This window comes from Chromohalobacter sp. HP20-39, assembly GCF_033052815.1.
Lineage (GTDB): Bacteria > Pseudomonadota > Gammaproteobacteria > Pseudomonadales > Halomonadaceae > Chromohalobacter.
This window is the reverse complement of sequence record NZ_JAWHTP010000760.1, coordinates 1-265: the sequence shown is the minus strand read 5'-3', so window position 1 is coordinate 265 and position 265 is coordinate 1. Positions and strand designations below refer to the sequence as shown.

Annotated in this window: 1 protein-coding gene; it reads left to right on the top strand. The window is 64.5% G+C overall.

Going from position 1 to position 265, the window contains the following annotated elements; translation table 11 throughout:
* On the top strand, positions 1-265 hold a 265-nt coding region (locus RVY79_RS19990; RefSeq protein WP_411161764.1), incomplete at both ends, for a LysR substrate-binding domain-containing protein.

Here is a 265-nt window from a genome sequence, read left to right as displayed (position 1 = left end):
CCGAGATTCCGCAGCGCTTTGATTGCCAACTGGTCCATAAGGAACGTTTCATCGGCATCGCGCGCAAGGGCCACCCGGCTCTGATCAAGCGCGGCAAGAAGCTGCACATGGACCTGGATGACTTCGCTCGACTGCCCCACATTCTGGTCTCGCCGCGCGGCGACACGCGGGGCGCAGTCGACGATGCGCTTGAGAGCCTCGGACGTACCCGCAAGGTGAACGCCACCTGCCCCAGCTGTCTGGCGGTTCCGTTCAGGGTCGGCGC